The organism is Kaistia algarum, from assembly GCF_026343945.1.
Lineage (GTDB): Bacteria > Pseudomonadota > Alphaproteobacteria > Rhizobiales > Kaistiaceae > Kaistia > Kaistia algarum.
This window is the reverse complement of record NZ_JAPKNJ010000001.1, coordinates 382,364-406,867: the sequence shown is the minus strand read 5'-3', so window position 1 is coordinate 406,867 and position 24,504 is coordinate 382,364. Positions and strand designations below refer to the sequence as shown.

Sequence of the window (24,504 nt, the reverse complement as noted above, 5' to 3'; positions counted from 1 at the left end):
GCGCTGATCCTCCGGATGCTCCTACTCCATAATGCAATCATTACGCGCAATTCGATATCCGTAAGGCCGACTTAGTATTGATTTTTCAACTGGTTGTTTTTGCATCGCTTTTGGCGATCATTTAGTTTTTGCCTCCATCTGCCCCTGTGTGATATACCATAAATACACGCCTCGTTTTCCTTCCGCCGCTTGTGTCTGCAACTCATCAGAGACGGGGATATCATCCCCTCCTGAGGCGAACCGAGACGACGAACGCTAAGTCGCCAGCGGGTTCAGTTCCCTTCTCGATCGCCACAGGCCAGTCAGCCTAGCAACATCCTCCACCTGCATGCGCCGCCACTCGACAGAATCCGTCGCCCGGCTTCTCCGATCTGATTATCGCTGCGAGTGATTGGCCGGACGCTCTGGAACGGTCGCCACATGGTTCTCGATGAGATCCCCCATGAGGTGTGGACCAACACCAACTTCCGATAGCTCATAGGAGCCTCGTACAGAGACTCCGCGCCGTCAGGCTACTGCCCTAGCGGGCACCCTGAGAAACGCGCTGTACGGACTCCCTGAGTCATTCTTTCGGGGTCAGGATGGAGGGCGGGAGGTTCACCCCTCCGGGGCCAGGTGTTCCCTCTGTGTAGCGCGCCATTTGAAATGGCAGTGCGGGACACTTGAAATGGCAGCAATTTGCATTCGGCGATCATAGTCCCCTCCCGCCAGTGATGACCAGTTCCCGCGCTGGCCGGATGTTCTGGCCTCCGGCCGCAGTGTAGCTTAGGTCCTCGGTCCGGATCTCCGCCCAGCCGTAAAGCTCCCGAACCTTGGGATGATCGTTCAAAGTCAGTATGAACCGGCCTTGAAGGGCTTTCAAAGCCGCTGCGAGCCGCTCGTGGTCGGCAGGCGAGAACAGCGCCCTGCCGTAGTAGTGCTCCGTCCCGACATAGGGCGGGTCGACGAAAAAGAGCGTCTTCGGCCGATCCCAGCGGGCGAGGAATGCCTCCCAGGGAAGGCACTCGATCCAGACGCCCGCGAGCCGCTCGTGGACGGCCTCAAGCAACCCGGTAAGTTTCGTCACGTCGAACCGGGCGGGGCCGTTCGTATCAATCCCGAAAGTCCGGCCGACGACCTTCCCGCCGAAGGAGAGGCGCTGGAGGTATAGGAAGCGTGCTGCCCGCTCAAGGTCGGTCAGAGATGCTGGCTCCATCGCGAGCAGGCGCTCGAATTCGGCGCGGCTCGTCACCTGCCACTTCAGCATGTCCATGAACGCCTGATAGTGACGCTGCAGGATGCGGAACAGGCATGCGACATCCTGCGACGCATCGTTGATGGCCTCGACGGGCGGTGCCAGACGCCGGCGCAGGAAGACGCCGCCCATCCCAACGAAGGGCTCGGCATAGAGGCGATGCGGCGTCCGCTCGATGTCGGCTATCAGCCGCCGGGCGAGCTGCTTCTTGCCGCCGACATAGCCTGCGGGCGTGCGCACCGGATCAACGGTGCGAAACTCTTCCATCTCCATTGGTAAAACCGATCGAATCGACCACGCTCGGCGGGCTGTGCACAGCAGCGGCGGGCGCGGCGTTGAGCTTCTTGGCGTCGGACGGGTTCTTGGTTGGCGCCTGGTCCCGTCGTCCGGAGGCTCAAGCTCCGGGCCGCCCGCTCCCCTAACGAGGCGGGCCTCTCTGCCCCAGCACGAAAGAACGCTTCAAATGGCCACCCATACCGAACATGTCGACGCGCTGGCAATGATCGTCGCAACGATGGATAGGTCGACCTTTCGTCGCCAGCTCGACGCGGTCAGGTTCAATCTGACAGTCACGCTCGAGCTGATGCAGGTGACCTTCGAACTTCGCGAGGCCGCGGCCTTGGTGGATATCACCACAAAGGAACTGGCGGCCCAGATCGACGCCGAGCCACAGAGAGCTTCGTACACGGAGCATTCTGCCCAAGTGGCCTTCGCGCGTTCCAAGGCGGTCGACGCGGTTGAGCGCTTTGGTAAAGCACTCGACGAGGCCACGCCGACCGACAAAAGCCGGATCCTCGGACTGTACTGACCTCATTCCGGCGGCGCCTTCACGTTGATGACCTGAATCGCGCCGCCGTCCTTGTCGAACGTCGCCTCGATCGTCTCCGAGACCCACTCCCCGTCGACGCCGTCACCAAAGCCGGTCGCGATGACCTTCGCGCCGGCCGACCGCGTCGGGTCATAGGTCTCGATGAAATGCCCCGAGCCCGTGAGCATCGTCAGCTCGCGCGCCTTGGCCTCCGCCGCCGCCTTCGCCTCGGCCTCAGAGGCGCGCGGATGGATGATCGAATGCGCCGGGCCGTCCTTGCCCGTCGAAGCCTCTACCGTCTTGCTCCGGCCGGTCTTCGCGTCGTGCCAGGACGCCGTGACCTTGCCGACGCGCGGCCGTGGCTCGCCATTGATCGACCAGCCTAGGGACCCGCGCCGCTGAACGCGGATGATCGGCAGATCCTCGCCCGAGGCGGCCTTGCCTGATCCCCGCTTTGTGACGGACAGCTTGCCACCGCCCGGCTTGGCGACGGCGCCGTGCTCCTCGGCGAGGCGGGTCGCGAAATCCTGCGGGCTCGCCTCCCAGCGCGCCAGCCAGTCGAGCTTGACCGAGGAAAGGGCCGCGTCGATGACCAGCGACAGGCCCATCTCCTTCGCGATGTCCGCGAAGATCGCCTTCAGCGTCCGTTCGTCATAGTGCTTGCGGCCGCCTGCCTTGGTGGCCGTGGAAAGCGATGCGGCCCGCGCCTGCATGACCATCGTCTCCGGGCCGCCCTGCCATCCACTGCCCCAACCTTGGACGACATAGATGCCGGCGACCGACACGCCGGTTTCGGCATAGCCGGCGAGCACCGTCAACTCGTCGCCCTCGACTGGCAGCGGGATCTGCCGGCCGATGTCGTCGAGCTCGATCTCCAGAGCGTCGTTCTCGATTCCGACAGCGTCGCTGATCGACGCCCGGATGAAATAGGGCGCGAGCCCCGGCATCAGGTCCGTGCCGCCTTTGAGGATCTGGATCACGGGCCTCATGCGTCGCCCCAGATCCTGGCGACGGTCCGGCGCGCCGGCGCGGTCGCCGGCCGCGGTGGCAGGACGATCCGCGTACCGACGGGCAGGACGGCCGGCCAATCGGCGAGCCCCGGATTGAGGCCGAGGATCGTCTCGACGATGCCGTCCGTCCACGTGCCGAGCGTTTCGCGCGCGACCTGGTCGAGCCGCATCCCGTCGCGCTTCACGGTGTAGATGTCGCTCACCGGCCGCCCTCATAGCTCTTGAGCGTGACGGTGAAGGCGACGCGGGCGGGCACGCCACCGGCGAGGATATGGTCCTCCAGGTCGGACACCTGCTCGATCGTCACGGTGCCGAGCACGCGGGCGGCGAAGCCGCGGCCCATACGGATCAGAGGTACGGCCTGGCCGCCGCCCTGCGTCGAGCGGATGGCGTCATAGTCGGCCAGTCCGCCGATCGCGTCCGGAAACAGCACGCCGCGGAGCGTCTGCTGCGCCCGGCGCATGCCGGTGAATTGCGCGCCATCCGCCATGCCGAAGCGGGCGAACTCGGCCCAGGCGGCCTCGGTCACCGTCTCGACCTCGTGAAAATTGAGGCCGATGACCTGGAACACATGCGGACCGAGAGAGGCGAGCGACTGCATCAGGCGGTGTCCAGCAAGAGGTTGGACGAATTGCCGAGCCGCGCGAGGCGCCGCTCGATGGCGCGGGCCGTCGCATCGGGGTCAGAAACGCCGTTGACGTGGATCGTGTTCGTCTGCGCGAAGGTGCGCGCGCCGCCGGCATCGGCACTGCGCTTGACGGTCTCCGGCCGGCCCTCCGGGCGGAACGACATCGGCTCGACCTTGGGCGAACCGGCCGGTGCGGGCGCGGACGGCGTCGGGGCCGGCACGCCCATCTGAGGAACGATCGAGGGCGTGATCGTGACGTTCCCGATCGATTTCAGCTTGTCGACGATGCCCTGCATGGTTGCCTCGGCCGAGGGACCGGCGGCCTTGAGGCCGTCGTCGAGGCCCTTGCCGACCGCTTGGCCGGCAGCGTTGCCGCCGTCGCCGGCTGTCTGCTTCAGAACCACGAGGTCCGCCTGCATCTGGGCGATCTCGTTGTCGAGAGCCCCCAACTTGCCTTCAAGGCTCGGGATCGTAGAGCGCTCGGTCGCGTCGCCCTCGAAACGGGCGTGATCGAGATCCTTGGCCGTGCCGGTCCGAAGTTCGGCGAGCACTTTGAGCGTCGCCTCGATCTCTGCGATCCGCTTGTCGATGCCGCCGGCCGCGGTCACGCCTTCCTGGACCCGCAGATCGCCTGGATTCCACAGGACCGCTTGGAAGCGCTTCCACTCGGTCACGAACGGCTGGAACCACTTGCCCCATTCAGCCTGGCCGGCGGCCGCGATCGCGTCGTACTGGTCCTGCTTCCCGCCCTCGCGCGTGCCGACAAATTGCGCGCCCTTCTCGACCGTGCCGGCCGAGCCGGTGCGAAGCTGATCAATGAGCGGCTGCAGTTTTTCGAGCTCGGGAATCAGCCCGTAGAGGGCGCCGAGCACCTGCTGGTCCTGAAACAGGGTGGCCATCTTGGCCGCGTCGCCGCCCGTGATGTCCTTGATCTGCTGGAGCACGGCCATGACCGGGCTTTTGCCATCGGCGATTGCCTGGCTCTTCACGGCCTCGATGTCGACGCCGTACTCGGCAAAGTTCTTCGCGGCGTCGGGCGACGACAGCTTGAGCAGAAAGTTCTGCAGATTATTGCCGGCGATATCCGAGGAGCCGGCCGCCTCCCGCACCATTTCCGCCATCGCGGCAATTTCGGCGGCGGCGTCGAGGCCGCCATAGCCCAGCACCTTGTAGGATGCTGAGTAGCCCGGCATGAACTTCGCGAGATCCTTGCCCTCGAACCGTCCGGAATTGCCGCCGGCGGCCATGATGTCGAGATAGCTCCCCAGCCTGTCGGCGCCGACCCCGAGGTTGCCGAGGCCCGCGATCGTCATCTGCCCGACATCCTCGGGCGAGGCATTCATCGCCACCATGGCCTTGGCAGCCGGTAGCAGGATGCGCCCCTGCTGGTCGAGCGTGTAGCCGCCGGCCGAGAAGACGTCGCGAAGCGGCTGGACCTCTTCCGGTGCCTTGCCGACAGCGAGGCCGACCTGAGTGTTCTCGGTGCGCATGCGGTCGATCGCACCCTGGTCGAGCATGCCGGCGGTCACCGCCGTCGCGGCCAGGCGCTTTTCGAGGCTCGTCACCTTCGCCTCGAGCTGGGAGAGCCCGGCAATGATCTTGGCTGGATTGGCGAACTCCATCAGCGCGCCGACCGCCGCCCCGGCGGCGCCGGCGACGAAGCCCATCGCGACGCCGAGCCCGACCGCCCGCATCGTCCCTCCGACCGCAACGGCATCGACGGCTTCAGCCGCCTCGGCCGCGGCGGTGCCGCCGACCGAAGGCACTGTCGCGCCCCTCGGCGCCGATGCCGCTGCCGGCGGAACCATGACGGGACGTGGCGCCGCCGACGGTACGGAAACGGAGGGAACAATGGCGGGCGTGGGACGGACCGGCGCGGGAGGCGGAACCCCTACGACCGGAGATACGCGGGCGCCCGGCGGATTGACGGCAGCCGGCGCGCCGGCCGGATTGACTGATGGCGGAGCGGCCGAACCTCGGCCGCGGACCCCGGCGGCCGTCGCTTCGAGATCCCGAAGCGCCTGGGCGGCCTGCTGGGCCGGCCCGGTGACGTTGTCGATAAGCCGCAGGCGAAGGGCGACGTCGAGTTCAGCCACCGATTTCCTCCGCGACCAGCGCGCGCGCCTCGCGATAGAGCAGGATCACCTCGTCCCAGGGTAGCCCAAGGACTTCTCGCCAGGGCGTGGCGAGCCGGCGCGCTACAGCCGCTGCGTAGCGTCGCCAGAGCCGGGGTTCGCCGGCGATTCGCTCGCCGTCCGCAGCCAGCGGGGCAAAAAATCGAACGCCGCCTTGTTCACCAAGGCGCCATCATCCGCCACCATGCCGCGCAGCACCGGCGCCGGCAGACCGGTCATGATCGCGTAGAGATCATAGGTGTCCGCCGTGCCGGCTTGAACGCGCGTGTTCCACTCGCCGACCTCGGCCGTGAGCGGCCGGCGGACATGGACGCTGCGGATCTCGCTTCCGCCCAGCCGGAAGGGATGGTCGAGAGGAATGTCGACGGCCAGCCGCTCCGGATCGAGGAAGTCGAGCACGGCAACATGGGCCGCCGGCACGATCGGGCCGGCAGGACCGCCGGCGGCGGCGGCGTCGCGATCGGACCGCGGAACGGGCTTCAGCGTCGGTTCGCCGGCGATCGGCGGGGGAAGGGTTTCCATGGCGATGCCTTCAGCCCGCGATCCGCAGGATGCTGTTGTCCTGGTTGTCGGCTTCGATGCCGTAGCCGGCCCATTCGTTGCGCCAGAAATTGAAGCGCGCGACGATGCCATAGCCCTCGATCACGTCCTCATAGTCGGTGATCGACGTGATCGTGTGCTGATAGCCCTTGAGGCCGCGGCCCTTCATTTCGTCGGCCTCGGCCGACTGGTAGATGCCGCGCATGGTGACGATGCGCTCGCGCTTCGTGTTCGAGCGCTCATCGACCAGCAGTTCGTAGATCGTCCAGAGCTTTGCCTGCGCAAGCGCGAGCCCCATGCCGCCATGGAGGTTCGGATTGGCCGAGATCGTGTTGAACGCGAGCGTCAGCGCTTCGATCGAACCGACCGGCACGGCCAGCTCCATCCGGCCGCCGCCCGGCGTATGGTTCTCGGTCTTCACCTTCGGCGACGGCAGGCGATAGCTCGAAAGCTGGAGCCAGAGATTGGTGCCCTCGCAGTAGAGATTGCCGGCCTTGCGGACGAATTCCATGTCAGGTGCTCCTTACGCGGCGACGGCGGTGAGCGAGCCGAGCGCCTGCTGGATGTCGGCGGCGAGGACATCGAAGGCCGCGAGATAGGGCCGCATGCCGATCTGAAGATCGGAAATGATGGGGGTGTTCTCGTGCGGCAGCTCGATGCGCAGAATGCCCTGGCGCATGTTGGCGTTTGGATTGAGCCCGCGGTCGAAATAGCGCGTGTATCCGACGACGACGCCGAGAGCGACGAGTTCGTCCAGGAAGGTCTCCAGCGTCTTGACGATCATCAGCGCGTTGTGCGCCGTGAAGTTCTCGCCGCGCCACTTGCGGACCGCGGCGGGCAGCGCCTTGCGGATCGCGTTCTCGGTGCGGACCTTGTTGACGAAGCGCCAGTTCGTGTCGTTCGAGAGCGTCTCGGAGCCGAACAGCTCCTTGCCTTCGATGATCGTGTTGACCTTGCCGGTGACGAGGAGGTTCGCCTCATGGTCGACCTCGCCATCGTAGTAGGAGATCGGCCGAGCCGTGCCGACAATGCCGGCGAATGTCTGGTTTTCCGGCGACCAATAGGGGCCTCCACGCTCCCGGTCCCGCTTGGCGAACAAGGCCGCGACCGAGACCGAGGACGGCCGGGTGAGAAGTGAGGCGACGCCGGCCTCATCCTCTTCGAAGCGGCGGATGGCCGGGTCGATCGGGTAGAGGTAGCGGCCGATATCGCTCTTGAGCTTGGTCGCCCAGGCAAGCGCGTCGGCGCGGGTAGTGTTCGGGCCATCGACGATGCCGATGCCGAGCAGGCGCTTGGCGACCGCGGCGATGGCCAGCGCGACGGGGTTCGCCACCGCGGCGGCCGTGGCGTTGGCCGTGGCCAGGGTACCGTCACCGGTGACGACGATCGTGATGGCGCCGGTGATGCCGTAGCCGGCATCCTTGATGGTATAGCCCGACACCTTGCCGTCCGCGACGATCGCTTCCGCCTTCGGCTGCACAACCGCGCCGATCGCCGTGATGGTGACGGTCGCGTGGGTGTAGCCGGAGCCCTGTACGTTCGGGACGAGGGTGGCGAGGCCGATCGGGCTGGCGCCGGTGAAGCCCGGCGCGACGATCAGGCCGGGGTCGACCCCGGTCAGCGCCTTGGCATTGAGCAAGGCCCATACCCCGGTCCGCGCCGAGGGATCGCCGATGACGGCCGCCATCTGCGCATTTGCAGAGACTTCCTTGCCGACCCGCAGGATGATCATGGAGGGGTTGATGCCCTCGGCGATGATCGCGTCGATCGCCGGCGGCAGCTCGCCGACGAGGCCGAGCGCAGCGATCTTGTCGGCCTCGTCGGCGAAGATCTGCACCGGCGTATCGAGAGGAAAGAGATCGTCATCGGCGTCGTCGGCGGTGCCGACCAGGGCGATGGTCGAAAAGTCCGGAACGATGACGGTGCGCGCATCCTCGCCCGCGTCGAGGAATCGGACACCATGATTAGGCGTGAGTGCGGCCATGCGCTTGCGTCCCGGTGGTCAGAGGGTCGCGAACAGCATGGCGGGCGGGACCCGAGACAATGGCCGGGAAGTAATTCCCCCCGGCATCGCGGGCCGATCAGGCGGCTATGAGGAGGCTTCGAGCGGCGTTTGTCCAGCCGGTCCGAACGCTATTCGGAGGCCAGCATAGCCTCCAGCTTCGCCCGCGCCTCGGCATCAAGGCCGTCCCGGGCGCGCTCCTCCCAGTAGCCCCACCCCTCCGGCATCGACCCGAAATCGAGCGCGGAGGAGAGATTGAAGGCTGCGACTTCGCCGGCCAGGATCGCCTTGATCAGACCAATGTCGGGCATGGAAACTCCTATCGAATGTAAGGAAGAACCGTCCGCTTGATCTCGCGGGCGGTATAGGTGGCAAGGCCGTCGATGCCGAGTTCGGCAGGGTGAGTACCGTCGCCGCCGATCATGTACGACGAGTTGTCGAGAGCCGCGTTCACGAGGTTTTTCGCGACGTTGTAGGCGCCCGTCACGATGGGCATCATCGGGGCGTCGTAGAGCGGGATGAAGAAGGTGAGCCCTAGCGGATCGGACGCCTGCTGCACCGCCGCCAGAACAGCCGCCTCCGTCGTTGCGACATTGGCATCGTTGCGAGGCCAGACACCCATTTGAACAATCGGGCACTTCGAGCCGGCGCGCACCGCCTGCAGATAGGCCTTAGTCGCCGCCGTCACCGACGCGGCCGACTGGCCCGTATCGTTCGTGGGAGGGCCGAAGCACGCGATATCAGGGTTGGCGGCCAGAAGCTGAGGCACGCGCTCGCCGAACGTGTAGTAGCCGCCGCCTGTGTTGATAGGCCCCGTGCCACCTCGCGACATGTTGTAGACGTTGGTCCAGCCGAGGCGCCGGCCGATGCGTTGCGGGATATTGTTACCCGAGAGCCAGGGACCATATGAGGATCCGGCGCCGAGGCTGTCCCAGATGAAATAGGCCGTGATGTCGTGTTCGTTCGACGGTGGGCGAATATGCGCTGACGTGCTGATGAGGACGCCGTACCACGCCCACAGATCCTTCGCGCCTTCGACCTCAACCGATCGCCAGGTGCGGAGCCCCGGAAAAGCCAGCGTGTAGTAGGTCAGCGTCGAAGCGCGCCGAAGCGCGCCGATCGTCAGATAGCGACCATCGATCAGGATGCGGGGAGCTGGCGATCCTGCCGGAACCATGAAGGTTAGAACCGGGCTGTCCGTCTCGAAGCCAACGCGGACGCTGTTCCCGTATTGGCGGCTTCCGGCCTTGTTATCTCCCACATAGGGGTAGTGATAGTTGGCCGAAACGACCTCGCCCTGTCCCCCATAGTATCGGAACAGCGCTGCGTGCCCGACGGGGAAGATCTGAACGTTGTTGGGGGACGTCGGTGCCACGGTGGAGGCTGTGAGCGTCGGCGCACCGGGCTCATTTACGGTTATCGGCGCGGCGCCGAGATAGGTCCAATATGCGGTACCGTCTTGAACGGCCTGCCCGTTGACGTGGCTGGGGCCGGTGCCGCTCGCCGCCGTGGTTCCTGGCGTGGCGCAGACATACCAGTTGCCGTTCGCCACGCACGTGTCGGAGACGAGCTGAACGGTGCTCTGTGCCCATGCCGGCGGAACTAGCCATGGATTGCGGATCAGCGGGTTACTGATTTCGGCCGCGCGCGCCAGACGGCGCATCTTGGCGCCGAGGGTTTCAGCGAGCCGCGTGGGCGGCAGGATGATCGGGTCTGCCATGATCAGCCCCGGAATTCGATCGACAGCACGACGTTCGACGGCGCGATGAGTTTCAGCGTCGCGAAGTCGTCGAGCCGGAGCGGATATTGAGCGCCCTCATAGAGCGCCGTGCCGATGCCGGTAGCGTCGGCGGCGGTGGTCGGCGTCGTGGCGCCATGGGCGTAGCGGATGCCGTCGCCGCGAGGTTGAAGATAGATGAGCTTGGTGTTTGCCGGGATCGCGGCGATGGCGCCGGCGGCGGCCGTAAGGAGCTGGGCCAGCGTTTGGGCCGCGTTCGTCACGGTGACGGTCTGGTGCCCGAGCGGGACAGCCGGCGCGTCGACCATGGAAAGGATGCGATCCTTCGCGGGCATGGTGAAAGTCTCCTGTTCAGCTGGGCCAGCGCGAATCGTCGGCGAAATCGGCCGGGATCGGGCTCATGTTCTTGATGTTCCGGGCCGCAAAAGTGTTTTTGCTGACCCATAGCTTGGCGGCATCGGCGAAAGCCGTCATGGTCGGCGCGTCCATCGGCGTGACTGTATTGTCGGTGGCGATCCAGCCGAAATCAGCCTCGGGATCGGCCCAACGGAGGTTACCAATCCCGGCGCCGGCCAGCAGCGCGAAGCGGGCATCGGCGCCCATGGCCGTAATCCGTGCGATGGACTTTTCGTCGAGCCGGTAGGCCTTGCCGCCGAATCGGAAGCCCGTGACGGTGCGCCGATCACATTCGGCGTCGATCTGCGACGGCCGGGGCGCCGCGTTGACCGCCCATTCGGCGCGGCGCGCCGTTTCCTGCTCGGCGGTGAGGGCAACTTCCTGCATGACGCCGTCGGCGTCGACCACCACATCAATGATCGGCATCACGAAGCTCCATAGAGCGACCACGCAGCGGCCGCGATGTTGCCGTTGTAGGTCTCGAAACGGATCGCGTTCACGCTTGCCGGCCCCTTGGCGGAACCGTGAGAGATGCCGACGCCCCCGCCACTGTAGAAATATGGGCAAGCCCGGTAGATCAGATCGAAGAAGTCAGCCCCGCACTCGAATTCAAGGATAGCCGAGCTGATGTTCGGCCCGCCGTTGCTGAGTCCGCCTAGCAGGGGAATCTGTGCTTGCGCCGTCGTTCCATCGCCTGCTGCCACAGTCGTGGTTCCGTAGGCAGTGAGCGCGGCGCAGAGATAGACGTTCGTCCCGAGATAGTTCACGCCCCCGTTCGTGGAGACCTTCATCACCATCCCAGCCCCGTCCGTCGCTGGACGGTAGGCGTGGAAGTGAAGGCGAAACTTGCTGAAGCCGGCGGCGAGATGGCTCGACAGGACGATGGCCAGCGATCCGGCATTCGCCACCGTTCCTGTCGCGAGCCGCCGGCCGATATTGGCGTTGCTCGCCAAGAGGCCAAGGACGGCGAGCTGCTGCGCGCCCTTCAGCGGCGTCATCGCCGTCGCATCGTCGGTTCCGGCCTCGGCCTGCGCTTGGCTGGCCTTCGTGACGGTGATCGTGCGGTTCGCCGAGAGGTCGCCTCCCCCGGTCGCGAGACCACCTACGTCGATCTGGCGGCCCGCATCGGCCGCGCCGATCGTTCCGCGCATCGTCGCTGCGTCCCCGTCATCGAGCAACTGGCGCGCAAAGGGCGTGATGTCCGTCAAGGCAAAGGCGTCAGCGCCGGTCGCATAGATCATCTTGTTGGCGGCGACCGTCAGTGCGGCGAGCGCGGTCAGGGTCGGATCGCCGGACTGCTTTGCGTTCCAGGCGGCGAAGAGTGCCGGCGTCAGCCAGATCCGATCGGCGGTCTCGGCGACGGCCGAGGCCGGAACGGACCCGGTGATGAGCGCCGTTATAACGTCCTCGGCCTCGGCGACATCGGCCTGCAGCGCCGCGACGGCCGCGCTCATGGCGGTGAGCTGCGGCTCGACATTGGTCGCGATGACGTCGAGCGCCTGGCTCGTGCCGAGCGCGATCAGTGCGTCGAAATCGGCCTGCACCGCCTCAAGGCCGCGCAGGCGCGTGCCGATCGACACCAGGGCGGCGTCCCATGCGGCCCGGCTGAGCGCCATGTCGGACGGAGCCTTGTAATCGTCAGTCGGTGACGGCAGCGACGGCATCGGCGCCATTCTCCTCGATCAGTCGCGTCAGATAGGCGCCGTCCATCTTGAGTTCGCCGAGCGGGCGGAACGGGACGCCGCCGACGCGGACCGCACGCATCAGGGTGACGCGATAGGTCCGGCCGGGTTCAAATGGGGGTATCGGTTCGCTCATCGGGACCTCAAAGCGCGTACATCGCGATGTTCTGGATGAAGGGGCAGACGGTCACGTCGCTCGTCGTCATGTCGACGCGCGCGCGGGCGGAGGTGGTCGCCGAACCGAGGGTGAAAGTGGCGAGCAAGGTCCGCTTCCGCGGATTGACCATGTCGAGTGTCGTGGCCGTCGCCGAGGGCGTCAGGATCGAGGCGCCGATGACCAGCTTCGGCGCGACTGTGTGATAGGTCGGGTTGAACTCGTCGAGCACGATCTCAAGCTGCACCGTCGAGGTCGAAAGCCCGAAGGCCTGTTCCTTGCTGACGGCTTGGCAGTCGCCGCGCGGCCGGAAGGTCATGCCGCGAGCATTGGCGTCGAGCACGATCGCCGCCTGTAGATCCGTGGTGCCGGTGAGCGCCAGACGCAGGCGCACCAGCGCCGGCCGGCCGGCGAGCGCGTCCGAGCCCTCGGCCGCGAGCGTGAGCGGCACCCATTCCTCGTCCGGATCGTCGCTGTTCTGCACATACCAGACCAGCGACGTGCCGCCCGGCGCCCAGCCACCATGGAGGAGGCGCAGCTCGGTCATTCCGTCCGTCAGGGTGAGCGGCTGGAACTCGATCACGGTGCGGGTCGCCGCAAAGCTCGCCGCGTTGATGCGCATGGCGAAGTCGGTCAGCGGATCGCCCATCGCCCAAGCGCCGTCGGAGCAGGAGAAGAGCGACCCCTGCGCATATTTGTTGCCGGAGGCGGTGCCCAGCGCGTGGTTGCCGGTGGTGACCGTGAACCAGGCGTAGCGCTTGCCGCTCTCCAAAAGCGACGGCCGCAACGCGAAATTGACCCACCCGGCATGGAGACCCGCCGCGGAAATCGTCTTCTCGACGATGACGGCGCCGAATTGCGGCTGGCCGGAATCGTCGCATTCGCAGACGAAGACGTGGACGTCGCCGGTCGACCCGATGCGGGTGAAATTCAAGTCGATCGAGGTCAGGATCATGGGCTGCGAGCACAGCCAGGTGTTGCCATAGACCGAGCCGTTGACGCCCATCGTCTCGGTCACATAGTCCCAATAGACCTGTGTCACGGTACGGACGATGACCTTGCGCACGGCATAGATCCGGTGGCCGGCCCAATCCTGGTTGCCGACGATCGCCACCACCTGGAAGGTCTCGCCGTCCCTCTTGAACAGCTCGCCGACCGACTGGTTCATCAGCATCGACCATTCGGCCTGGTTCTCGCAGACCGTGACGGTCTCGCCATATTCGGTCACTTGCCGGGAGATCGACTTCTTGACCGCCGTGGTGACGGTGTGGACGAGCTGCGAAATGTTCTTCGAGCCACCATCGGGCTCGACGCTGATGCGGGTCTTCTCGGTCCAGGCCGGCAGCAGCAGCGTGTCGCTCATCCGGATCGACGCGGAGGACGGGTCGATCAGCGAGAGCTGCATGTCGCGCTCCTGCGCCCAGGCGAAGCGGATGCCCTCGCGAACCCGGGCAAGCCAGGTCGCGTGCACCTTGTCCCACCCGTCTTGAAGCAGGCCGGCATCGTACCAATAGGCGCGCGCCTCGTCCGGGAGCGCGAGCTGGCGACGCAGCAGCCCGACATCGCGCTTCAACTGCCGCATGATCGTCGGGTGCGGAATATCGCCAAGCCGCGAGGCGATATTGGCGATGTCGGTCTCCATCGTCGTGGTGCGACGGATGGTGTTCGCCATGTCGCCCTCGACCTGGGTGAGACGGCCGTCGACCTCATAGAGCGACTTGACGCGCGAGGCATTGTCCATCTCGACCGCGACGATGCCGGTGGTCGAGAGCTCGACGAAGGCAAGGCAGCACTGGTCGGCCGCGATGGTCGGCTTCAGCGGCGTCGGCGACGAAAGCCCCTGCTGGATGACGATGCTGACCGTGCGCCGATCGGTCTTGGGCACGGCCTGCTGCACGGTCTCGTGTGTTTCGGCGTCCGTCTCGATCATGCGCAGATTGGTGACGGTCTCGCTTTCCCCGCGCACCAGCAGCGCGATGTAGCGGTGGTCGCCGGTGACGAGCGGAAGATGGACCTGCAGATTGAGCTCGATCGGCGCGTCGGCCGCGAAGATCGCGTCGACCGCGAAGAGCCGACCCTTGGAGATCGTCAGCTCGATCGCGCTCGTCTGCGCGATGGTGAAGTCGGCCCAATGGTGCGGATAGTCGACGGCGCCGCCGGTGATGAATTCGTCGCCCTCGCGCGCATGCTCGCCGATCGCCTCGAAATCGGCGGGCTCGGAGATCTCGGCCTCGGTAAAGCGGACAATTTTGGTCATGCGGGCCTCAGAGCTTGTTGCGGGCGACGAATTCGCCGAGGTGATGGCTGCCGTCGAGCGACGGTGCGTCCGCGAGCAGCAACGGCCGCTTGTGGCCGAAATCGGCGCGATACTCGCTTTCGGGCGACTTGGCGGTGGCAAGCGCGATCAGCGCGCGGCGGATCTTCTCGCGGCTCGGCGTGCGATAGCGGGCACTGCCGATCGCGGCGCGGCCCATGACGAAGGCGCCGGCCGGCGCAGCCGTTTCGACCTTCACCAGATGGCGGGCGACGAAGGCGGGATGGCCGATCGGCGTCCGGCCGATGACAGCGCGGCCCTGGACGAACGGCGTCGGATAGCTGACGACATCGAGCAGCGAGCCGTCGACATAGAACAGCATCCGCACGCTGGCCGTCCGGAGGCCGACCTTGCCGGCGAGGACCGGCGCGTCCTCGATAACCAGCCGCTTCAGTTCCTCCGGCCAGTCCGAGAACCACAGCCGGACGCCGTCATGAACGGCGAGCCAGGGGATGAAGGCGGACGGCGTCTGCGCCGGGTCGAACACCGCCGCGATCGGCACCGGCAGCGTGTCCGACATCGCGTCAGCCAAAGCGCGCTCGAACGGTCCGGCCGAGGTCGGGAGGATGGCGCCGGCCGCGCTCATTGCGTCACCTGAAGCGCGATCGAGGCCATGACGGGGATCGTGTAACGGTCGGCCGGGATGTCGGCCGAGGGCGAGGACAGGTCGGCGCGGATGATCGAGAGGCCATAGGCGGCGCCTTCCAGGAGCGCGACCGGCACTTCGGCGCCGATGCGCAGGCGATCGGTCGCCGCTTCCGTGATCCGGCTTTGCGCCTCGGCGCGCACCGTCTCGGCGTCCGGGCCAGCCGCGACGCTCACCGTGCCGGCGACTTCATAGGTGCGCCGCGTGGCGCGCATCACGGTGAGGCCATGCGCCTCGGGCTTGATCAGTTGCGCAGCGTCGCGAACGAGCGTCATTTCCCCATTCGTCGCGTCGCGGCCGCCGGGTCCGGCGAGGACGAGATCGACATCGCCGCGCCTTCCATGGACCGCGCGGCCGTTGACGGCCGCATGCAGCAGCCCCGGCCAGGCCGTATAGGCGGCATATAGATAGCCCTCGGCCGAGCCCGCGGATGGCCGCGAGAAGGCGAGCAGGTAGCGCATCAAAAGCCGCGCATCGCTCTCCATCACGGCTGACGCCGTGTCGGTCGCGGGCGTGACGATCAGACGTTCGACGCCGAGCCGCGCCACGACGTTGTCGAGGTTCGTGCCCCTGGCGAGCGGCGCCAGCACCGAGCGGATGCCGTCATTGACGCGGGCGCGGTCGAGCAGGCGCAGATACGACCAGGCCTCGCCGACGATGACGACGGGGTCGGTCTCCAGCGCGCCGACATCATAGGCCGGCAAGGTCGGGTCGGCCGCGCGCTTGGCATCCCAGCTCGTCTGGAACCGCGCCTTGAACGCCGCGAACAGCGTCTCGAAATCGAGGGCCTCGATCGCGTCCGGAGCGGCCAGCCGGGAAAGGTCGATCGTCGTCATGCCGACCTCGCGAGCGACGCGATCGGCAGGGTGAGCGAGGCCGGCTCGGCGACCGAATAATCGCCCAGATGCCCGAACGGGTAATGCGTGCAGGCCAGCAGGAAGCCGATCACGCCGGCGCGCCCATCGAGCGTCCACGGCTGGACCTCGACGATGCGGATGTTCGGCTCCTGCGAGTGCACCGCCTCCACCATTTCGGCATAGGCCCGCAGCACATTGGCCGCCGTCAGGTTCTCGCCCCGGAGCGCGCGGAGATCCGAGCCGAAGGCAAGGCGCATGACGCGGCTATTGCGCCGCGTCGAGAGGATGATGCGCACGGACTGGTCCGCGTGGGCAAGCCCGCGCAGAACCTTACCGGTTCGGCGATCGACACCGGAGCGGAGGCGACGCTCAGTCATCGGCCCTCGCTTTGCGCCGGCGTGTGCGCTTGCTCGTCACCTCCTCGATGACGCCCCAGATCCGCTCGGCCGAGGCCTCGCGCTCGGTCAGCTGGAAGGTCGCGCCCTTCTTGCGCCAGCGGCCGGCGACGGGCGCGTCCCTGGTGGCGGTGAACCATTTCTTCGGCGCGGCGGTCATACGAGCACCTGGTCGTTGCCGTCCGTCGACGTGTCGCCGTCCGAGTCCTTGCCGCCCTGGTAATGCGCCGGGCGCGAGCCGTCCTTGCCGCGAAACAGCGTCGACATGGCGAGCTCGGAGCCGTCGATCGTGAAGCCCTTGCCGCCGACGCCGAGCGCGATTGTGCCTTCGGTCAGCGCGATCTCGGCATCACCGACCGTGATCGTCAGACCATCGGCCTTGAGAACCATGCGCATCGAACCGAACGCCCACACCCGCTCGTCGCCCTTGTCGGTCGGCGGCTGATGCTCGTCGTCGAAGGTGCCGAACATGGCTCGGGACCCGGAACCGATGACGCCGGACGGCGAGAGGAGCAACATCTCCTCGCCCTCCTCGGGCGGCGACCAGTCGCGCACCTTGCCGGCCGAGCCGGACTGCCATTTGACCCAGGGCGAGAGGATCTCGGCGCCGGACTCCGCATCGGTGGCGAGCACCAGGCGCAGCCGATACTTTTCCGGATCGACGGCTTTGACCTTCCCCGGAATCATCATTCTGGCGACGCGCTGGTCGGTCTCGACGAGACGCTTCTCGATCCGGATCAGCCGGTCGGCGAGCTGGCGGAGGTTCATGGCCCATCCTCGCCATCGTCACCGTCATCGACGCCTTCGGTCGGCCAGAGCGTAACCTCGGCAGCGTCCTCGATCGTGTACAGCCGTTCCGTCGCCATCGGCAGCGGCATGGGCGATCCGAGTTCGAACAGGCGCTGGCGCCACGTCGTGGCGTAGAAGGCGATGCCCTTCTCGAACGACAATTGCGTGAACAGGGGCCGGATGCGGATCTCGGCCGGCGACGTGATCGAGGCGAGACCCCAGCGCGGCGCATCGAAATCGGTGAGCACGTCGGCGACGCCCTGGCACATGGCGAGCGCGACCTGGTCGCGGCCCGTCGAACGATTGCCGATCGCCATGTCCTCGGAGACCACATAGGCGCAGCACTCGGCGAGGACGGAACAGTCGCCCGCAATCTCGACGGACGGGTCGGCCGCCACGACGCTGATCGCAATCATCGGCGGGAGGAACACATCGCCGGCGAGCACGTCGGCGACATCGATCCGGCCAGGATGCGTCTTCACCTGGACGCCGAGAAAGAGCGGTCGCAGCGTTGTCGCTATCGCCGTCGGAAGCGGCGCCAGGCGGGATGCCGCGATGCGGGCCGCCAGGGTCATCGGCACAATCGTCATGGCGCCACCGGCACGGGCGCGTCGAAGGCGCCGCCGAAGACGTCGGAAACCAGCTCCTCGATCTCGGCGATGTTGTCGGACGACAGTCCGACGAAGGGCCGCGGCGGGATCGTCACTTTCTTGGCGTGCACCTTCTTGCCGCCGGAGGTGAAGACGAGCCGCTGCGCCGTCTTCGGCACGATCGTCATGCCGTCCTGGTGGACATGCGCATATTCCCAGCCGGCGCCCCATTGCACCTCGTCGCTGCCGGCGATCCAGGAGACGGAGGCGAGGAGGTGCTGGCCGGAGCGAACCAGGATCGGCGTCCCCTCGCGGTTCGGCGGCCAGGGCGTGCCATCCGGTCCCGTCTTCTCGTCGACGATGCGCCGGCGCGTCTGGCTCTCGCCAAGCGCGCCGATCGACGACAGCAGGTCGCGACGTTCGAAATCGCCGAGGCCGGAGACGAGCCGCGTCGCATACTCGAGCGCGCCGGTGTCGATAACGAGGCCGATGCCGTCCATCAGATCCCCCGCATCCGCTCGCGCGTGAACATGCGCTCGGGGCCGACGATCAGCACTTCGTTCGGCGACGCGTCGCCTTCGCCGGCGCCCGTCTCGGGATCGACGCCACCGGCACCCTCTATGGCGAGCGCGCCCTTGCCCTGGGCGATGGCCGTCAGGCGAGCAATGGCCGCGTCATAGCGCTCCTTGATGCGCTCGTTCGACCGGCCCATCGAAAGGGCGACGCGGTAGAGCGCGATGTCGATGCAATAGAGCTGGAGCACAGCGGCCGATTCGCTCGTCGCGCGGCCAAGCTCCGCCTCGGTATAGCGGGCATAGAGAATGCCGCGGATCTCGGACGAGGCATCGGAGAGCGCAGCCGCGATGCGCGCATCGTCGCGAACGCGCGTCACCTCGTCGGCCGCGAGGATCGTGGCCTCGGACGGGTAGCGGGTGACGACCTGATCAAGCGTGGCGAAAGCGGACACGGCTCTCTTCTCTGGTTTGGCCTGGACATGGCCTCCGGCGCGTACGCCGGAAGCGAGGGCCGCGCGCGGCCGGCCGGCAGGGAGGAGGTTGCCGGGAACCCGATCGGCCGGAGCTATCCCCGGCCGGCAGCCCGTCGGCGGCGCCAGCGCCGATGGGCGCAGCCTCCGGGCGAGCGATGGACGATGGCCGGTCCGAGCCCGCTCAACACCGGCATGGGCGGCGCGGACAGCGCAGCCAGGATGGCCGGAACGGCAAGAAGGAGCCCGCCCCAGCGCATGCTCAGTCCGCCCAGAACGGGCGTTCACGGAGCAGATAGCCCTCAAGGCTCCAGATCTTGTCGCGGGCATTGCGGCGCGCGATCTGGCGACCGATTGCCGCGTCGAAGTTCTGGGGGCTCGCCGACGCGCTCTCGCCGGTGACTGTGAAACCGTTGCGCAGATGCAGGCAGCACACGGTGAGCGTCGTGCCGGGGAAGACGTGATAGTCCTCGGCGACGATGGCGCCGTCGATATCTGCCGGCGTCAGGCGCGGCGCCGCGAGGCCCTGCGCTTGTATCTGCTGTTCAACCGCCGACTCGTCGGCCGGCACTCCGCCGTCTCGCCCGTTCATCGGGGCCTCTCCTCGTGACAGTGGTTGCGGGGGGTGGCTTCGATCCACCGACCTCCAGGGTATGAACCTGGCGAGCTACCGGGCTGCTCTACCCCGCAGAAACCTCTTGTTCGGGCCAATCGCCCGCGACCGCGCCGGCCGTCTTCAAGGCCTCGAAATCAGCCCGGTTGACGATGACGGTGGCGCCGGCCGGCACGAAGCCGTGGCTTCCAAGCACGTTCGAGACGGCTTCGAAGGCGGCAAGCCGCTCGCCCTTGATGATGGTCGCCTCGCCGGGTGGCAATGCACCCTGCGCCAGCGCCGCCTTCACCAGCGCGCCGATCGCCGCGACGGTCGCGGGATCGTCATGGTTGAACTGGCCGGCGACGGTGACGCCGGGCGGAAGCGGCGGGAGGACGGTATCGGCGGCCTTACCCGGATCGGCCGACGAAGCCTGACCGGTATCGGCCGCGGAAGTGTCACCCGAAATCGCCGCAACGGCGCCCCCGGTTTCCCCGGCCGGCGCGGCCCCAACGGGCTCCGGCTGTGCGCGTCCATCGGCCTCGGCTTTCGCCGCCGGGAGGCCCTCGGTATTCTTGGACTTGGCGCGCGCCGCCATAATCAGGCGACCGCATTCTGGACGAAGTAGCCGACGTCCTGGGCGATCACGACCTCGCGCACCTTCTCGCCGACGCGGATGCGCGTGCCGCCTTCGAGGCCGATATCCTCGTCCTCGATCCGGCCCGCGATCTTCTCGCCGAACTGCGCCGTCATGCCGAAGGTGATGCCCTGGTCGGTGTTGGCGGCGGGGTCGATATGGAGCATCGCGATATGCTTGCCCCAGACCTGCGCGAGCTGCGCCGCCTGTCCCTTCTTGGCAACATTGACCATGGGCTCGCCGATCAGCAGTTTCTTGAGACCATCGCCCGAGAACAGGCTGACGAATTCCTCAGGCGTCAGGATGCCCTTGTTCGTCAGATTGCCGCGAACCGCGTTGACGAGATCGGGATGGCTGGAAATCTTGCCCCAGACCGAGCGGCCCATCACCATCGTGTTCGGGCGATAGACCAGCGTGCCGTCGAAGCCGGCGCGCAGCACGGCGATCGGGTCGGAATTCGCGTAGTCGGAGAACTGGGCGGTGCCGGCCAGCGTCACCCGGCGCGCCGCCGCATAGCTGTTCAGATTGTGGACGATGCCGGCGACGCGAACTTCGCGGGCAAGCTGGATGAGGTTGGCGACGCCTTCGGCCGCCCGCGCTTCCGGATCATAGACCGAACGCCCCTGCGCCCGTGCCGCCGCCGCGACCTTGATGTCGGAGTTCGGGACCGGCGCGTCGAGGCCGTGGTCGGTCGTCGAGCCGGTCTTCTCGGTACCCGAGAACTCGACGGTGTTGACGCGGCCTTTCCGGCCGACCTCGGTCTCCGGATAGGTGAAGCCCTCGGCGAGCGGATATTCGGTGTACTTAAACTGCTCCTGCAGCACGGGAACGCGCGGCAGCACCTGGTCGGCGATCAGCGTATGCGCCGGATTGGTGTAGCCGATGGCGATCGCGGTCAGGACCGGGTCGACGACGAAGGGACGGTTCGGAGCCATGGAAACTCGGTCCTCTGGATGAGCGGGTGACGGGCGAGCCGGTCTAGACCGGCGTGGTCAGATAGCCGGGAGAGACATTGACCGGGATGATGTCGCCGGAGACGCCGGCCGACAGCGCGAAGGCGACATAGGCGGCCTTGGCGCCGGCCGCGGGATTGCACTTCACGGCCTTGCCGTTCGCATCCGAGGTCAGCGGATCGCCGGCGGCGACAGTGCCGCCGAGCAGCACGTCGGCAAGGCCGGCGATCGTCAGGTCCGCCATGCCGCCCGACGCCGCGCCCTGGCTGTCGATGATGCCGGCGAGCGGATCTGTGGCGGCGGCGGCCGTGGTCACGGTCGTCGCCGTGGTCGGCGCCGACCATTTGACGATCAGGAGCCCGGCAATCGCCGCGGCAGCCTTGTAGGATTTGATGATCTGCGGATTCACGGGTGGGCTCCTCTGGAAGGCCGGGCGACGGGACGGGCGGCTATTTCGCGCCGCGGGAGACGGCCAGGACCGCTTCGGAATACGAGACCTGACGCCCACCGGCCGCGAGCTTCTGCTGGTAGGTGGTCGCCGCGGCGGCGAGCGCTACGGGATCGGAATGGTCGCCATCCTCAGCGCTGCGATCGTCGAGGCCTGAGGCAGCGAGCTGCGCCGGGCTGGCGGCGATCAGCTGCTCGACCTGGGCGAGGCCGGCATCGGTCGAGCAGAGCCCGACATAATGGTCCTTCTGCGCCGGAAGGATCTTCTTGGCCTTCAGGGCACCCTCGATCAGGGCGTCGACCTTGCCCTTGCGAACGCTCGCCTGAAGGGTTTCCAGCGTCGTCTTCGTTGCCGAAAGCGTCGCGACGGTCTCGTCGTGGATCGTCTTGGCGACCGTTGCGGTCTTCAGCGTCGTGAGCGCGGAGAGGCAGCTTGCCTCGTCCGCCGCCTCGGTCAGGCCGAGCGCGAGCGCGATGGATTTCATGGGAAGCTCCGAAGGTTCAGCGTTGTGAGCGGCGGCGAGCGCCGGCATTTCGGCGAGCGCCGGCACGGCGACCAGGGCAAGCGAGCGGATGCGCGTCACCAGGCCGGACTTGTCGTGGTTGAAGCTGGGCGAGACGTAGCGATAGGCCTTCGCGGCCGCCTTGCCCTTGTCGGTCCATTCGACACGGCCACACAGGAGCCCCGCCCGGATGGCGATTTCCTTGATCCAGCCGACCGGCTCCGCCTCTTCGCCCTTCGGTGCGCGGATCTCGGTGGCATGATTGATGTCGACCGGAATCTCGGTGGCTTCGCTCGTGAACACAGAGGCCAGCTGTGCGGGATCATCGATCCGGAAGTGGCGCCCGTCGCGGGTCTCGAATGCCGGCGACGCAGGGAAGAGCTGCACCCATTCGGGAGCAACGTCGCCCACTACCGGCAAGGCCGACAGGGTCGCGAAATATCCGATCGAAGGGGTTGCGCCGCGGTTCGTCATGCGGCCAGATTGGCCGGTAGGCGCTGATCAAATGGCCGGGAAGTATTTCCCCCCGTCAGCCTGGGCCATGCTGCGGCCGGCCCGGCGATCGGCAGCCGAGACACCCCGCATCCGATCGTAGCACACTCCGCCCTCGCGGCGGCGCGTTCAAAGCCTCTTCAAAGCCCGTCAAAGCCATCTGTCCGCCTCGGACGGGGGTTCGGCGCGGCGGCGCGGCCGAGGCCTCTGGCCGCACATCTAAGCGGATCGTCGTGAATTCGTGGGCGGGTGGATCCGGATGGTGGCATTTCGGGTGCCGCAGCGACATCGAAGCATGCGCCGGAGCGGGCTGTGCTCGCCGATGACACCGAGATCGCGGCCATGCGTGGCGGCAATCGTCTCGAGGTCGAGAACGGCATGATGGCCGCAGGCCAGGCAATGCGCATGGATCTCGTATCGACTCTGCAGGAACCCCCCGACCGTCGTAAGAGCCGTCATCGCGCCGGATCCTCGTTTTGCTCATCGAGGAGGAGCTAGCGCGGGACGGGCGCGAAGGAAAGCGACGGGATTGCGAGGCCGGGGGATTGATCCTATGTTGGCTATGCGGGTGAGACATTTCGTTCGCCGTCGCCTTCGGGCGCCGCGAGGAGGTTACGGCCCTCCACCCGCGTTTTCATTCAAGATGACCTGGCGCCCCGGACGTTGCCGTTGCCTGTCTCGATAGGACGCGCTCGATGGCTTGTAGTATGTCAGGAGCCGCCAGCCGCCAGCCTTGTTGACGAGCACAAGCATCCAGTCGACCGCCTCCTCCCGCAGGAAGGCCCACAGCTTTTCCCCCGTATCGTCGAGATGGACTTCGCCCCTGTCGAGCACATCCTGAACGCGCCGCCACGCGGCGATCTCGATCGGGTGCGCGGCCACAGAGTGCGCAATCGCGTTGTCGGTGACCGTGACAACGAGCGGTGCGGGGCCAAGTCGATCGGAAACGCGCGGCGGCAGAACGGCGATCGGCAGGGGTGCATGGCTCCATGGCGCCTCTGTCTCGACCAGGCGTTTGGCCTCGGCCTCGCTCTGTCCTCGCGCCAGAGCATCGGCCTGGACGGCCTTCCGGCGGGCATCGAGCGCGATAGCCCCGTCGCGGTGATCCACGAATGCGGCGCCCTCGACGATCTCGGCGACTGCCTTTCGCGCGGAATTGTGCAGGGTCGGATCGGCGGCCGTCGTTTCCACCCGGCCGGCAAGCGTCTCGTCCAAGAGGCGGCGGCGGGCCGGCATGCCGGGGTTGGTATGCCAACCCGGATCGATGCCCTCCGGGACGTAAGTCACCTCGCCGGTCCGCCGATTGACAAACGGCTTCATTTCGATCACCGGCCGATCGGGCGAATAGAATTTCGCCTCGCTCGCAGAGGAGAGCAGCCGTTCCCGCTCGCGGCGCGTGATCTGACGCACGGTGCATTTGCAGCCCCAGCCGTTGGGCGGAAAATGCGTCCGCCAGAACGGGTCATCCGCCGGGAGGATGACGCCGACCCATGTCAGGTGCTCCTGCCGGGGCTCCGCTGCCGTGGTGCGGACATAGAGGAGATAGGGCAGCGCCCGCTTGGTCCGCTGGATGCGGTCCCACTGCCCGGCTGCGCGCGCGGAATTCATGTTCGACCAGAACAGGTTCTTGAGCCGGCGCGGCGACGAGAAGTCGACCATCCGCGGCTTGTCCTGCCCGGTGGGATCGATGACCGGGCGCCTGCCCCACCAGCCGAGACGCCGCAGCTCGGGCTCGATGCCGGCCTTCCAGGTCTCCAGGCCCTGGCCCTTTTCGAGCGCGGCGCGGATCGAATCGCGGAAGGCGGTCAGCAGTTCAAGTTCGGTCGCCTTCGCCACGGTGAAGGCCGAAGCGTGTTCCTCGCCCCAGACGTCCAGCCAGGAGAAGCGCGGCGCGAGCTGCTTCCCCTCGAAATAGGAAAGCACCTCCGGCGCCGGCCCGAAACCTCGCTTCGGCTGGGCCTCCTCAAGCCCGGCCAT

At 66.9% G+C, this 24,504-nt stretch carries 30 protein-coding genes and 1 tRNA gene; 1 reads left to right on the top strand and 30 read right to left on the bottom strand.

Annotated elements, in window-relative coordinates; translation table 11 throughout:
• Nucleotides 1–691: 691 nt before the first annotated feature.
• The gene (locus OSH05_RS02100) at nucleotides 692–1,501 is read right to left on the bottom strand and encodes a DNA adenine methylase (protein ID WP_407660340.1); all 810 of its coding nucleotides are present in this window, start codon (nucleotides 1,499–1,501) and stop codon (nucleotides 692–694) included.
• Nucleotides 1,502–1,697: 196 nt separating this feature from the next.
• Here OSH05_RS02100 and OSH05_RS02095 point away from each other — a divergent pair, with 196 nt between their 5' ends.
• A complete protein-coding gene (locus OSH05_RS02095) occupies nucleotides 1,698–2,042 on the top strand; it encodes a hypothetical protein (protein ID WP_104218608.1) in 345 nt (114 codons plus the stop codon).
• 2 nt (nucleotides 2,043–2,044) lie between these two features.
• On the opposite strand, the gene OSH05_RS02090 is transcribed toward OSH05_RS02095, so the two are convergent.
• The 29 genes from OSH05_RS02090 to OSH05_RS01950 all read right to left on the bottom strand — a co-directional run bounded on the left by OSH05_RS02090 (nucleotide 2,045) and on the right by OSH05_RS01950 (nucleotide 24,504).
• Nucleotides 2,045–3,031, bottom strand: a complete 987-nt coding sequence (locus OSH05_RS02090) for a phage late control D family protein (protein WP_104218607.1) — start codon at nucleotides 3,029–3,031, stop codon at nucleotides 2,045–2,047.
• The gene (locus OSH05_RS02085; RefSeq protein ID WP_207778733.1) at nucleotides 3,028–3,255 is read right to left on the bottom strand and encodes a tail protein X; all 228 of its coding nucleotides are present in this window, start codon (nucleotides 3,253–3,255) and stop codon (nucleotides 3,028–3,030) included. The genes OSH05_RS02090 and OSH05_RS02085 overlap by 4 nt, the downstream gene beginning before the upstream one ends.
• A complete protein-coding gene (locus OSH05_RS02080) occupies nucleotides 3,252–3,653 on the bottom strand; it encodes a phage tail protein (RefSeq protein ID WP_104218606.1) in 402 nt (133 codons plus the stop codon). The genes OSH05_RS02085 and OSH05_RS02080 overlap by 4 nt, the downstream gene beginning before the upstream one ends.
• On the bottom strand, nucleotides 3,653–5,776 hold the full coding sequence (locus tag OSH05_RS02075) for a phage tail tape measure protein (protein ID WP_104218605.1): 2,124 nt from the start codon (nucleotides 5,774–5,776) through the stop codon (nucleotides 3,653–3,655). Before OSH05_RS02075 ends, OSH05_RS02080 begins: the two co-directional genes overlap by 1 nt.
• 102 nt (nucleotides 5,777–5,878) lie before the next feature.
• Nucleotides 5,879–6,337, bottom strand: a complete 459-nt coding sequence (locus tag OSH05_RS02070; RefSeq protein ID WP_104218604.1) for a phage tail assembly protein — start codon at nucleotides 6,335–6,337, stop codon at nucleotides 5,879–5,881.
• A gap of 10 nt (nucleotides 6,338–6,347) precedes the next feature.
• Complete coding sequence (locus OSH05_RS02065) at nucleotides 6,348–6,866, bottom strand: phage major tail tube protein (protein WP_104218603.1); 519 nt, start codon at nucleotides 6,864–6,866, stop codon at nucleotides 6,348–6,350.
• Between the two features lie 12 nt (nucleotides 6,867–6,878).
• On the bottom strand, nucleotides 6,879–8,339 hold the full coding sequence (locus OSH05_RS02060; protein WP_104218602.1) for a phage tail sheath protein: 1,461 nt from the start codon (nucleotides 8,337–8,339) through the stop codon (nucleotides 6,879–6,881).
• Nucleotides 8,340–8,488: 149 nt separating this feature from the next.
• Nucleotides 8,489–8,668, bottom strand: a complete 180-nt coding sequence (locus tag OSH05_RS02055) for a hypothetical protein (RefSeq protein ID WP_104218601.1) — start codon at nucleotides 8,666–8,668, stop codon at nucleotides 8,489–8,491.
• Nucleotides 8,669–8,676: 8 nt separating this feature from the next.
• A complete protein-coding gene (locus tag OSH05_RS02050) occupies nucleotides 8,677–10,077 on the bottom strand; it encodes an SGNH/GDSL hydrolase family protein (protein WP_104218600.1) in 1,401 nt (466 codons plus the stop codon).
• A 2-nt stretch (nucleotides 10,078–10,079) separates the two neighbouring features.
• On the bottom strand, nucleotides 10,080–10,430 hold the full coding sequence (locus tag OSH05_RS02045) for a hypothetical protein (protein WP_104218599.1): 351 nt from the start codon (nucleotides 10,428–10,430) through the stop codon (nucleotides 10,080–10,082).
• Between the two features lie 16 nt (nucleotides 10,431–10,446).
• The gene (locus tag OSH05_RS02040; protein WP_104218598.1) at nucleotides 10,447–10,917 is read right to left on the bottom strand and encodes a DUF4376 domain-containing protein; all 471 of its coding nucleotides are present in this window, start codon (nucleotides 10,915–10,917) and stop codon (nucleotides 10,447–10,449) included.
• A complete protein-coding gene (locus OSH05_RS02035; protein ID WP_133163088.1) occupies nucleotides 10,917–12,155 on the bottom strand; it encodes a hypothetical protein in 1,239 nt (412 codons plus the stop codon). The genes OSH05_RS02040 and OSH05_RS02035 overlap by 1 nt, the downstream gene beginning before the upstream one ends.
• The gene (locus OSH05_RS02030; RefSeq protein ID WP_104218596.1) at nucleotides 12,130–12,309 is read right to left on the bottom strand and encodes a hypothetical protein; all 180 of its coding nucleotides are present in this window, start codon (nucleotides 12,307–12,309) and stop codon (nucleotides 12,130–12,132) included. The genes OSH05_RS02035 and OSH05_RS02030 overlap by 26 nt, the downstream gene beginning before the upstream one ends.
• A gap of 7 nt (nucleotides 12,310–12,316) precedes the next feature.
• Nucleotides 12,317–14,584, bottom strand: a complete 2,268-nt coding sequence (locus tag OSH05_RS02025; RefSeq protein WP_104218595.1) for a hypothetical protein — start codon at nucleotides 14,582–14,584, stop codon at nucleotides 12,317–12,319.
• 7 nt (nucleotides 14,585–14,591) lie between these two features.
• A complete protein-coding gene (locus tag OSH05_RS02020; protein ID WP_104218594.1) occupies nucleotides 14,592–15,227 on the bottom strand; it encodes a phage tail protein I in 636 nt (211 codons plus the stop codon).
• A complete protein-coding gene (locus OSH05_RS02015) occupies nucleotides 15,224–16,123 on the bottom strand; it encodes a baseplate assembly protein (RefSeq protein ID WP_104218593.1) in 900 nt (299 codons plus the stop codon). Before OSH05_RS02015 ends, OSH05_RS02020 begins: the two co-directional genes overlap by 4 nt.
• Nucleotides 16,120–16,521, bottom strand: coding sequence for a GPW/gp25 family protein (locus OSH05_RS02010; protein WP_104218592.1), 402 nt, complete (start codon nucleotides 16,519–16,521; stop codon nucleotides 16,120–16,122). The genes OSH05_RS02015 and OSH05_RS02010 overlap by 4 nt, the downstream gene beginning before the upstream one ends.
• The gene (locus tag OSH05_RS02005; protein WP_104218591.1) at nucleotides 16,514–16,699 is read right to left on the bottom strand and encodes a hypothetical protein; all 186 of its coding nucleotides are present in this window, start codon (nucleotides 16,697–16,699) and stop codon (nucleotides 16,514–16,516) included. Before OSH05_RS02005 ends, OSH05_RS02010 begins: the two co-directional genes overlap by 8 nt.
• Nucleotides 16,696–17,307 (bottom strand): phage baseplate assembly protein V, encoded by a 612-nt coding sequence (locus OSH05_RS02000; RefSeq protein WP_104218590.1) that lies wholly within the window; start codon nucleotides 17,305–17,307, stop codon nucleotides 16,696–16,698. The genes OSH05_RS02005 and OSH05_RS02000 overlap by 4 nt, the downstream gene beginning before the upstream one ends.
• Nucleotides 17,304–17,918: a hypothetical protein gene (locus OSH05_RS01995; protein ID WP_133163087.1), complete on the bottom strand. Its 615-nt coding sequence runs from the start codon at nucleotides 17,916–17,918 to the stop codon at nucleotides 17,304–17,306. The genes OSH05_RS02000 and OSH05_RS01995 overlap by 4 nt, the downstream gene beginning before the upstream one ends.
• A complete protein-coding gene (locus OSH05_RS01990; protein WP_104218588.1) occupies nucleotides 17,915–18,418 on the bottom strand; it encodes a phage virion morphogenesis protein in 504 nt (167 codons plus the stop codon). Before OSH05_RS01990 ends, OSH05_RS01995 begins: the two co-directional genes overlap by 4 nt.
• Nucleotides 18,418–18,885, bottom strand: a complete 468-nt coding sequence (locus OSH05_RS01985) for a gp436 family protein (protein ID WP_104218587.1) — start codon at nucleotides 18,883–18,885, stop codon at nucleotides 18,418–18,420. Before OSH05_RS01985 ends, OSH05_RS01990 begins: the two co-directional genes overlap by 1 nt.
• Before the next feature lie 280 nt (nucleotides 18,886–19,165).
• Nucleotides 19,166–19,495 (bottom strand): Gp49 family protein, encoded by a 330-nt coding sequence (locus tag OSH05_RS01980; RefSeq protein ID WP_104218586.1) that lies wholly within the window; start codon nucleotides 19,493–19,495, stop codon nucleotides 19,166–19,168.
• Nucleotides 19,496–19,516: 21 nt separating this feature from the next.
• Nucleotides 19,517–19,593, bottom strand: a tRNA-Met gene (locus tag OSH05_RS01975).
• Nucleotides 19,584–20,093 (bottom strand): hypothetical protein, encoded by a 510-nt coding sequence (locus OSH05_RS01970; RefSeq protein WP_104218585.1) that lies wholly within the window; start codon nucleotides 20,091–20,093, stop codon nucleotides 19,584–19,586. The genes OSH05_RS01975 and OSH05_RS01970 overlap by 10 nt, the downstream gene beginning before the upstream one ends.
• A gap of 2 nt (nucleotides 20,094–20,095) precedes the next feature.
• Complete coding sequence (locus OSH05_RS01965) at nucleotides 20,096–21,067, bottom strand: capsid protein (protein ID WP_104218584.1); 972 nt, start codon at nucleotides 21,065–21,067, stop codon at nucleotides 20,096–20,098.
• Nucleotides 21,068–21,110: 43 nt separating this feature from the next.
• The gene (locus tag OSH05_RS01960) at nucleotides 21,111–21,494 is read right to left on the bottom strand and encodes a DUF2190 domain-containing protein (RefSeq protein WP_104218583.1); all 384 of its coding nucleotides are present in this window, start codon (nucleotides 21,492–21,494) and stop codon (nucleotides 21,111–21,113) included.
• Nucleotides 21,495–21,534: 40 nt separating this feature from the next.
• A complete protein-coding gene (locus OSH05_RS01955) occupies nucleotides 21,535–22,509 on the bottom strand; it encodes a phage protease (protein WP_104218582.1) in 975 nt (324 codons plus the stop codon).
• Between the two features lie 630 nt (nucleotides 22,510–23,139).
• Entirely contained in the window at nucleotides 23,140–24,504 is a 1,365-nt protein-coding gene (locus tag OSH05_RS01950; protein WP_104218580.1) for a phage head morphogenesis protein, read from the bottom strand.